Raw genomic sequence first — 9,393 nt, forward strand, 5'->3', positions numbered from 1 at the left:
CTTCTGTTCCATTCAATCGTACTCCTAAGTCCTTAATTTTATTACCACTTTTTACTTCCTTAAGGCTAATACTAATATCCTTTATTATATTAGTATGTTTTTGTAGTTCCCATAAACCTTCTATTTCTCCCATTCAATTACCTCCATAGAGTTAATAAACTACATAAGGTGGGCTACTTTCATCATTTATTATTATATCAATTTTTTCTGTTAGATTTTCATTTATATACTTCTTTATTTCTGGCAATATTACTTTTTCAGTATGATAATGACCTGCATCTATTATAGTTAATCCTAATTCATCAGCATATTGAGCTTCATGATATTTTACATCTCCTGTAATAAATATATCCGCTCCTTTTAAGTAGGCATCATGTATAAATGATGAACCACTTCCGCCACATACAGCTACTTTTTTAACTTTTCTATCTTGATTCCCATAAACAATGATATTGCCTACCATTAAACTGTCTTTAATAATATCTAAATAATTTGATAAAAAAATTTCTTCTACTTCTCCTATTCTACCATATCCGTAGACCTTTCCCTTATTTATTAAAGGATATATATCATAAGCTACTTCTTCATAAGGATGATTTTTAATTACTTCATCTAATATTCTATTTAAATCTCTTTCTTTAACTATAGTTTCTATCCTAGTTTCTTCAACTTCTTCTATAATATTTGTTTTACCAATAAAGGGTTTAGTTCCTTCAAGAGGTTTAAAAGTTCCTATACCTTCAGTATTAAAAGTACAATGACTATAATTCCCAATCCACCCTCCACCAGCTTGGCCTAAAACCTTTCTAATCGAAGAAACATAGTCATTTGGTACAAAAATTACTAGTTTTAATAAAGATTCTTCATAAACAATTTTTAAAGGTTCAGTATTATCAATTCCCAATAAATTAGCTAAAACATCATTTACTCCACCTAAAGTTAAATCCAAACTAGTATGTGCATTGTATACTACTATATCTTCTCTTATTAAATCATAAATCAATTTTTCTTTATAAGTTAATTTTGTAATAGATTTTAATGGCTTGAATATTACAGGATGATGGGTAATAATCATCTGGACTTTTTCATCTACTGCCCTTTCAAGCACTTTCCTATCTAAATCTAAGGATACGAGTATTTTTTTAATATCTTTTTGTGGATCTCCTATTTGAAATCCTGTATTATCCCATTCATCAATCAAATAGGGTAGAGCCCATTGGTTTAGTAAATTAATTATCTTTTTTGCCTTCAAGCCTTTTCAACACCACCTTTAAACTCTTATTTTTTTCTATTAATTCTTTACTTCTACTCTCACTTTTTTCTGTATTCTTCCCTTTTAATTCTTCTAATATTTTTTCTATTATTTTAATTTTTTCTTCTAAAAACTCTTTTAATAATGGATCCCTATTTAAGATCAATTTTTCTCCTACTTCATAGTAGATATCTTCCCCTATATGAAACTTACCTTTCTTAGCATAAATTATTTCATAAAATTTATTGTCTTCTTTTACTAATTTTTCATCAATTATTTCAAAATTGTTATAGTATAGGTATTTCCTCAACTCATTGCTAGCAATATTAGGCTGTAGTATAAAATTGGTTATAGAATCCCTCTTTTCTATATCCTTGTCCAGAATATCCTTAATAAGAAGACCTCCCATACCTGCAATTACAACTGTATCTACTTCAAAATTCTTTAGTACTTCTAAACCATCTCCTAATCTAATGTCTATATGACTTTCTAATTTTCTTTCCTTAACAAATTCCTTTATCTTTTCTAAAGAGTTTTTACTCAAGTCTGTTGCTATTACTTTCTTAGCTACTTTATTTTCTATTAAATATATAGGTATATAGCCATGGTCAGTTCCAATATCACCAACCATGGTGTTTTTTGGAATAAAATCTGCTATTGCTTGTAATCTCTTAGATAGTCTCATACGTTTGCCCCTTCTATAATTTTTTACAATTAAAGATTCGCCTTTTGCGAATCTTTAACTTATTCTAAAAAATCTTTTAGTTTCTTACTTCTACTAGGATGTCTCAATTTTCTTAAAGCTTTTGCCTCTATTTGTCTTATTCTTTCTCTTGTAACATCAAATTCTTTTCCTACCTCTTCTAAAGTCCTTGCTCTGCCATCATCTAATCCAAATCTTAGTCGTAATACCTTCTGTTCTCTAGGAGTAAGACTATCCAACACATCTATTAACTGTTCTCTTAGCATAATATAAGTCGCTGCATCTGCAGGTGCCAATGCATTATCATCTTCTATAAAATCACCAAGATGACTGTCTTCTTCTTCTCCAATTGGGGTTTCTAAAGACACTGGTTCTTGAGCAATTTTCATTATTTCTCTTACTTTTTCAACCTCCATATTCATTTCCTGACCAATTTCTTCTGGTGAAGGATCTCTACCCAGTTCTTGTACTAGCTGTCTTTGTACTCTTACTAATTTATTAATAGTTTCCACCATATGGACTGGTATTCTAATAGTTCTAGCTTGATCAGCTATAGCCCTCGTTATAGCTTGGCGTATCCACCAAGTAGCATAGGTGCTAAACTTAAATCCCTTCTCATAATCAAATTTTTCAACTGCTTTCATTAGACCAAGATTTCCCTCTTGGATTAAATCTAAGAAAAGCATTCCTCTACCAACATATCTTTTTGCTATACTTACAACTAATCTAAGGTTTGCTTCTGCCAGTTTTTTCTTGGCTATCTCATCACCAGCTTCCATCCTTTGGGCTAATTCTACTTCCTCATCTGCTGTTAATAATGGAATTTTGCCTATTTCTTTAAGATACATCCTAACAGGGTCATCTACATTTATCCCTTTAGGCACTGAAATCTCCTCTTTTGTTTCTGTTTCTTCTGTATCAGTATCATCATCGGTCTCAAGGAGCATATCTTCCTCTTTTTCTCCAACGATATCTACACCCATATCCTCTAATCTTAAATAGATATCATCTATTTGATCTGCATCTAAATCAATTTCTTCAAGTGCATCCATTATCTCCTTATATGTTAACATGCCATTTTTTTTGCCTTTATCAATCAACTTTTTTATAGCTAATATTTTTTCCTTTCCTATTTTTTCTCCTTCTTTATTCTTTTGGTTCAATGCAGCTCCCTCCCTTCCCAGTCTTTATATATGTGTTTCTAACTTCTTGTCTAATTTTGTTAATTCTATGCATAATAATTTGAATTTCTCTACATCTCCTTCATTTTTACCTTTTTTTGATTCAATTTGTTGAATCTCGTTTATTATTTCTTTTCTCTTTATTCTTAATTTAGAATAATTTATCCTATCAATTAAATCTTCTATTAATTTGTGCTTATCATCTGATAGAAAATCTATTTTCATATCCATAATTTCATCTATTAAATTATAATCTATATTTTTTTCTTTATTCAACTCATCTATTATAATTTTAGGTTCCAATTTTGTCAATTGTGGATTCTTCTCATATTGATAAAATATGATATTTGCTAAAACATTATGTTCATAGTTTAAAAAATCTTCTTTCCCCAAATGGCTTTTTATTATATCATAATAATTCTTGCCATTTATCATCAAATTTATCAAAGCTTTTTCTGCTGTCAAATGTGCAGGTTCTAATACGGTTTTAATTGGAATTATTTTATTCTTATTATACCTATTTTTGCCATTTATATACTTGTCCTTGTAAAAAGTTGAACTAATTTTTAAATTGCTACCTAATACTTCTTTTTGAATTGCTTCTTTTGATACTCCTGTCTCTCTAGATACCTTATCTATATAAACTTCCTTTTCAATTGGACTTTTCAAATCTACTAAAATTTTTGATATTTCTTTTGTAAATTGAATCTTCTCTTCTGTATTGTTTAAATCAAATTTTTGTTTATTAATAAATATTTTATAATCAATATAATTTAATGCTTTATTTATCAGTTTGTTAAATTCATTTAATCCATTCTTATTTATAAAATCATCCGGGTCTTGTCCTGTAGGTAATACTATTACTTTAGGTTCTACACCTTCTTTTCTTAATATATTTAATGCTTTTATAGATGCATTTATTCCTGCTTTGTCTGAATCATAACATATATATATTTCTCTTTTATATCTTTTTAGTAGTTTTGCCTGATTATGAGTAAAAGCAGTTCCAAGGCTTGCCACAACATAATCTATCCCATTTTGCGCCAATGCTATAACATCCATATATCCTTCAACTAATATTAATTTTTGACTATCTGAATACCTTTTTATTAGGTTTAATCCATATAAATTATCCCCTTTTGAAAATACCAAAGTATCTTTAGAATTTAGATATTTAGGCATAGTATTGTCTAATATTCTACCTCCAAAGCCAATTACCCTTTTTTTAGCATCTATTATTGGAAATATTATTCTATTTCTAAATTTATCATAATAACCTGTATCATCTTTCCTTCTTCCTATTAAACCTGCTTTCTCAATATCTACTTCTTTATAACCTTTTTGTTGTAAATATTTTTTTATACTATCCCATCTATCTGGAGCATACCCTAATCCAAATTTTTTTATTACTTTTTCATTAATCTTTCTATTTTGTAAATATCTTGAAGCTTCTTTGCTTTTCTTCAAATTGTAATAATAAAATTTTGCTGCCTCTTTGTTAATTTCATATATCAATTTCTTTTCTAAGTTTAATTTATCATCTACCTTATTCGATTCTTCTATTGATATTCCCTGCAAATCAGCTAAAAATTTAACTGCTTCAACAAAAGACAGGTTTTCTATTTTCATAATAAAGGTTATTAAATCTCCACCTTCTCCACATCCAAAACAATGAAACAATTGCTTTGATTCAGATACAGTAAAAGAAGGAGTTTTTTCGCTATGAAAAGGACATAATCCTACATAATTACTTCCAGTTTTTTTAAGTTTAAGATATCTAGAAACAATGTCAACTAAATTACTGCTATCATGAATTTTTTCAATTAATTCTTCATTAATCTTATATGTCATAAACTACCACCTTGCTTATCTCTTAAAAACATAAGAGAATACTCTAATTAATATTCGACAAAAATTTAGGAAATCCTTCTTTTATTAATATTTTCTCCATGATTTTGGAACAAACAGTTCTTTAAATAAATTGATAGCATATCTATCTGTCATTCCAGCAATATAATCACATATAATATCCTCTTTTAATTCATTCTTCTTATATAATTTTATATGTTCTAAAGGTAATTTTTTAAAATTTTTTATATAATATTGGTATAATTGTTCTATAATATATTTTGCTTTATCTTCTTCACCTTTTGCAGCCTTATTTAAATACACTCTTTCAAACATAAAATCTCTTAATTTTTCAGTATAATAGTCTATTTCTTCACTCATGCCTATTCTATCTTTACCTATACTATTTTTTATAACATCTACAATCATTGAATTTATTCTTTCACCATGATATTTCCCTAATATATTTAAACAATCTTTAGGCAACTCTTCCATTTTTATTATATTAGCCCTTATTGCATCATCTATATCATGATTAATATAAGCAATCCTATCTGCTATTCGTACAATATATCCTTCTAAGGTTTCTGGTGCTTCTTTTCCAGTATGTTTTAAAATCCCATCTCTTACTTCATATGTTAAGTTTAATCCTTTTCTTGATTCAGTATGCTCTAATCTATCTACAACTTTTAAACTTTGGTTATTATGATGAAATCCATTAGGATGTAATTGATTCAATATTTTTTCTCCTGTATGCCCAAAGGGAGTATGCCCTAAATCATGCCCTAAAGCTATAGCTTCAACTAAATCTTCATTTAATCTTAATGCTCTAGCTAAAGTTCTTGATATCTGAGCAACTTCCAAAGTATGGGTCAACCTTGTTCTATAATGATCCCCTTCTGGAGCTATAAAAACTTGAGTTTTATGTTTTAATCTTCTAAAGGATTTGGAATGAATTATTCTATCTCTATCTCTTTGATATTCAGTCCTTACATGACAGCTTTCTTCTTTAATTAGTCTACCCTTTGTATTTTTACTTAAAGCTGCATACTGAGACAATATATTCTTTTCTAATTCTTCAATTTCAATTCTTATACACATAATATATACCCCATTTTATTAAAAATAGTATTGATATATATATACAACATAAGTTCCTATAATCCTTCAATAATTTAAAATTATTTTATAAAATAATTATAATTCCATTATATTTAAAGTATAGAATCAAAAGAAGTGTTGTATATACAACACTTCTAATCTAACATTTCTTCTCCAAAATTATCCTTCATATAATCCATCACTATCCCTGCAGTTTCTTCTACTGCTTTGTTGGATACATCAATTACTATACAATTTAGTTTTTCCATTATTTTCTTTGAATATTCAAGTTCTAAATTTATTCTTTCTATGCTTGCATAATTTGCATTATTATTTAAACCTAATGATTTTAATCTTTCTTGTCTTATTTCATTTAATTTGAATGGGTTAGCAATAAGTCCGAAAACTCTCTTTACATCTTTTTCAAACAGTTCAACAGGTGCCGGCACTTCTGGAACTAAGGGTACATTTGCTACCTTAAAATGTTTATGAGCTAAATACATACTAAGTGGTGTTTTAGAAGTCCTCGATACTCCTACCAACACAATATCTGCTTTTTTAATTCCCCTTGTATCCTTTCCATCATCATATTTTACTGCAAATTCCACTGCTTCTACTTTTTTAAAATATTTTTCATCTAGCTTTCTTATAAGTCCTGATTCCCTTTTAGGTTCATATCCTAAAACATTTTGAAGAGCTTCTAAGGTAGGGGTCATCAAATCGACCACAGGAATATTATATACTTTTCCCATTTCAATAACAAAACTTCTAAGTTTATCTATTACTATTGTATATATTATTATGCTTTTTTCACTCATTGCTTCTTCAAAAACTTCTTTAATCTGTTCTTCTACTGTTATATATGGAAATCTTCTAACTTCGTATTTTTCTGGACTAAATTGGCTTACTGCCGCTCGGGCCACTTGCTCTCCAGTTTCCCCAATGGAGTCCGATAGTACATATATTGTAATATTCTTATCCATAACGTACCCCCTATTCATTATTTCCAAGTTCAACAAAAAGTCTAGTAATAGTAGTTTTAGTAATTCTTCCTACTACTTTATATGCCTTATTATCTTTATCTAAAGAAACTACTTCTACTACTGGCAAGCTGTCTATTTCATGTTCTATAAGTTTTACAGCAGCCTCAAAAATGCTTTCTTCTGAAGTTGTTACTATAATATTTGGCATTCGTGTCATTATTACAGCTATAGGCGTTTTATTTAAGTTCAATCCACCTATAGCATTTTTTAAAAAATCTTTTCTAGATACTACTCCTGAAAGGTACCCATCTGATGTTACAAAAATAGTACTAGTATCTTCTAAAAACATTGTTACTATTCCGTCATATATACTCGTCTGTTCATCAACTATAATGGGAACCGACTTTCTCTCTGCCACCTTAATTCCTTGAATTTTTTCCGATATAAAGCTAAAGGTTGTCTTTCCAGTGTAAAAATATCCAACTTTTGGTCTTGCATCCAATATACCTGACATAGTTAGGATAGCCAAATCTGGTCTAAGGGTGCCTCTCGTCAATTTAAGAGTCTTTGCTATATTTTCACTGGTTATGGGTTCATTGGCTTTAACAATATCGATAATTTTTTCTTGCCTTTCACTTAATTGAATTTGAATCACGCCCCTTTGTTATTACAAAATAAGCCTAAAGTATTAGGCTTATTTTACTAATTTGGATAGATCACAAATCAAGAGCATAGTTTCAGATATTTTCCCTAAAAGACTTAATCTGTTTTCCCTTAAATCTTCTTCATCCACCATAACCATTACACGATCAAAGAAATTATCAACTGGTTCTTTTAAAACAATAAACTGTTCTAAAGCCTTATCATATTCTTTCTTATCCAGGCAATTTAATACTTTTTCTTCAATGTCGTTAAAGGTTTCGTATAATTCTACTTCTGCCTCTTCAACCAGTAAATCCCTTTTTACCTCTGTTGAAGTGGTTTTTTCAGCTAAATTTATCACTCTATTAAATGTAAATAACACTTCGGTTAATCCATCTTTTTCTAAATATTCATTTAATTTATCAGCTCTTACCTTTAAGTCATAAATATTATCAATTCCAGTATTTATAACTCCATCAATTATATCATATCTTATACCCAAATCAATAAACATATTTTTAACTCTTCCATTAAAGAAATCAACTATCTCAGTTTTTATAGTTGAATAATCAAATACAAGTCCAAGTTCTTCAACATAGACATAAAGAGCTGAATCTATTAAATCTCCTAAGCCTAAATTTAGTCTTTTATCTAAAATTATATTGATAATCCCTAAAGCCTGCCTTCTAAGCCCATAAGGGTCTTGGGATCCAGTTGGTTGAATACCTATAGCAAAAGAACCTACTATAGTATCTAATTTGTCTGCAATACTTAAAATTGAACCTGCTGTAGTGGTTGGTAATTCATCACCTGCAAATCTTGGTAGGTACTGTTCATATATAGCTGTACTTACAATTTCATTTTCTCCTGAATGTTCAGCATACTCCATTCCCATTTTACCTTGTAGTTCAGTAAATTCATCTACCATCTTAGTTACCAAATCAGCTTTTGCTAAATAAGCAGCCCGTTGAATATTTCTTTGTGTTTCTTCGCCAACTTCTAGGTAGTCACCTATCTTTTTTGCTAATTTTTGATTTCTCAAAGTTTTATCATAAAGAGTTCCTAACTTCTCTTGATATACTATATTCTTTAAATCTTCTACATAATCTTCCAAAGGAAGATCTATATCATCATAATAAAAGAACTTTGCATCTTCTAATCTAGCACCTAATACCTTTTCATTCCCTTTGATAACTGTTTCTATATGTTCGTCGTTTCCATTTCTTACAGTAATAAAATATGGCAACAACCTATTTTTGTCATCGACTATTGGAAAGAATCTAAGATGTTCTTTCATAGGAGTTATTATTACATCCTCAGGTAAATTTAAGTACTCCTGTTTTATCCTTCCAATTATTGGTGTTGGATATTCAACAATATTAGTAACCTCATCTAATAGTTCTTCATCTAAAAGAACATTTCCTCCCTTTTCTTTCGCTAATCTTTCAGATCCATATTTAATAATTTCTTTTCTTTTATTTTGGTCTACCAATACAAAATTTTCTTCCAGTTTATTGAAGTATTCATCTACTGTATTGATTTCTATTCTATTACTTCCTAAAAATCTATGCCCTTTTGTTATATTACCTACTTTAATTCTTTCTAACTCAAAAGAAAGTACTTTGTTATTTAAGATAGATACTATCCATCTTATTGGCCTTGCAAATCTTAAGTTTTTGCCAC

At 29.0% G+C, this 9,393-nt stretch carries 8 protein-coding genes; all 8 read right to left on the reverse strand.

The genetic code is table 11. The features are described 5' to 3' along the window. Window positions 1-151 precede the first annotated feature (151 nt). Window positions 152-1,252, reverse strand: a complete 1,101-nt coding sequence (locus VK998_RS03720; protein WP_325225623.1) for a Nif3-like dinuclear metal center hexameric protein — start codon at window positions 1,250-1,252, stop codon at window positions 152-154. Beyond that, entirely contained in the window at window positions 1,230-1,937 is a 708-nt protein-coding gene (locus tag VK998_RS03725) for a tRNA (adenine(22)-N(1))-methyltransferase (protein ID WP_325225625.1), read from the reverse strand. Before VK998_RS03725 ends, VK998_RS03720 begins: the two co-directional genes overlap by 23 nt. Before the next feature lie 59 nt (window positions 1,938-1,996). Further along, window positions 1,997-3,118 (reverse strand): RNA polymerase sigma factor RpoD, encoded by a 1,122-nt coding sequence (gene rpoD / locus VK998_RS03730; RefSeq protein WP_414713552.1) that lies wholly within the window; start codon window positions 3,116-3,118, stop codon window positions 1,997-1,999. A gap of 24 nt (window positions 3,119-3,142) precedes the next feature. Beyond that, a complete protein-coding gene (gene dnaG / locus VK998_RS03735) occupies window positions 3,143-4,987 on the reverse strand; it encodes a DNA primase (RefSeq protein ID WP_325225626.1) in 1,845 nt (614 codons plus the stop codon). Between the two features lie 84 nt (window positions 4,988-5,071). Beyond that, window positions 5,072-6,085: a deoxyguanosinetriphosphate triphosphohydrolase gene (locus VK998_RS03740; RefSeq protein WP_325225628.1), complete on the reverse strand. Its 1,014-nt coding sequence runs from the start codon at window positions 6,083-6,085 to the stop codon at window positions 5,072-5,074. Between the two features lie 155 nt (window positions 6,086-6,240). Continuing rightward, entirely contained in the window at window positions 6,241-7,068 is an 828-nt protein-coding gene (locus VK998_RS03745) for a pyruvate, water dikinase regulatory protein (RefSeq protein WP_325225631.1), read from the reverse strand. A 10-nt stretch (window positions 7,069-7,078) separates the two neighbouring features. Beyond that, complete coding sequence (gene ccpN, locus VK998_RS03750; protein WP_325225632.1) at window positions 7,079-7,723, reverse strand: transcriptional regulator CcpN; 645 nt, start codon at window positions 7,721-7,723, stop codon at window positions 7,079-7,081. Between the two features lie 39 nt (window positions 7,724-7,762). Beyond that, on the reverse strand, window positions 7,763-9,393 hold a 1,631-nt coding region (gene glyS, locus VK998_RS03755), incomplete at its 5' end, for a glycine--tRNA ligase subunit beta (protein ID WP_325225634.1).

This window comes from Schnuerera sp. (assembly GCF_035459645.1).
In the GTDB taxonomy this organism is placed as follows: domain Bacteria; phylum Bacillota; class Clostridia; order Tissierellales; family Tepidimicrobiaceae; genus Schnuerera.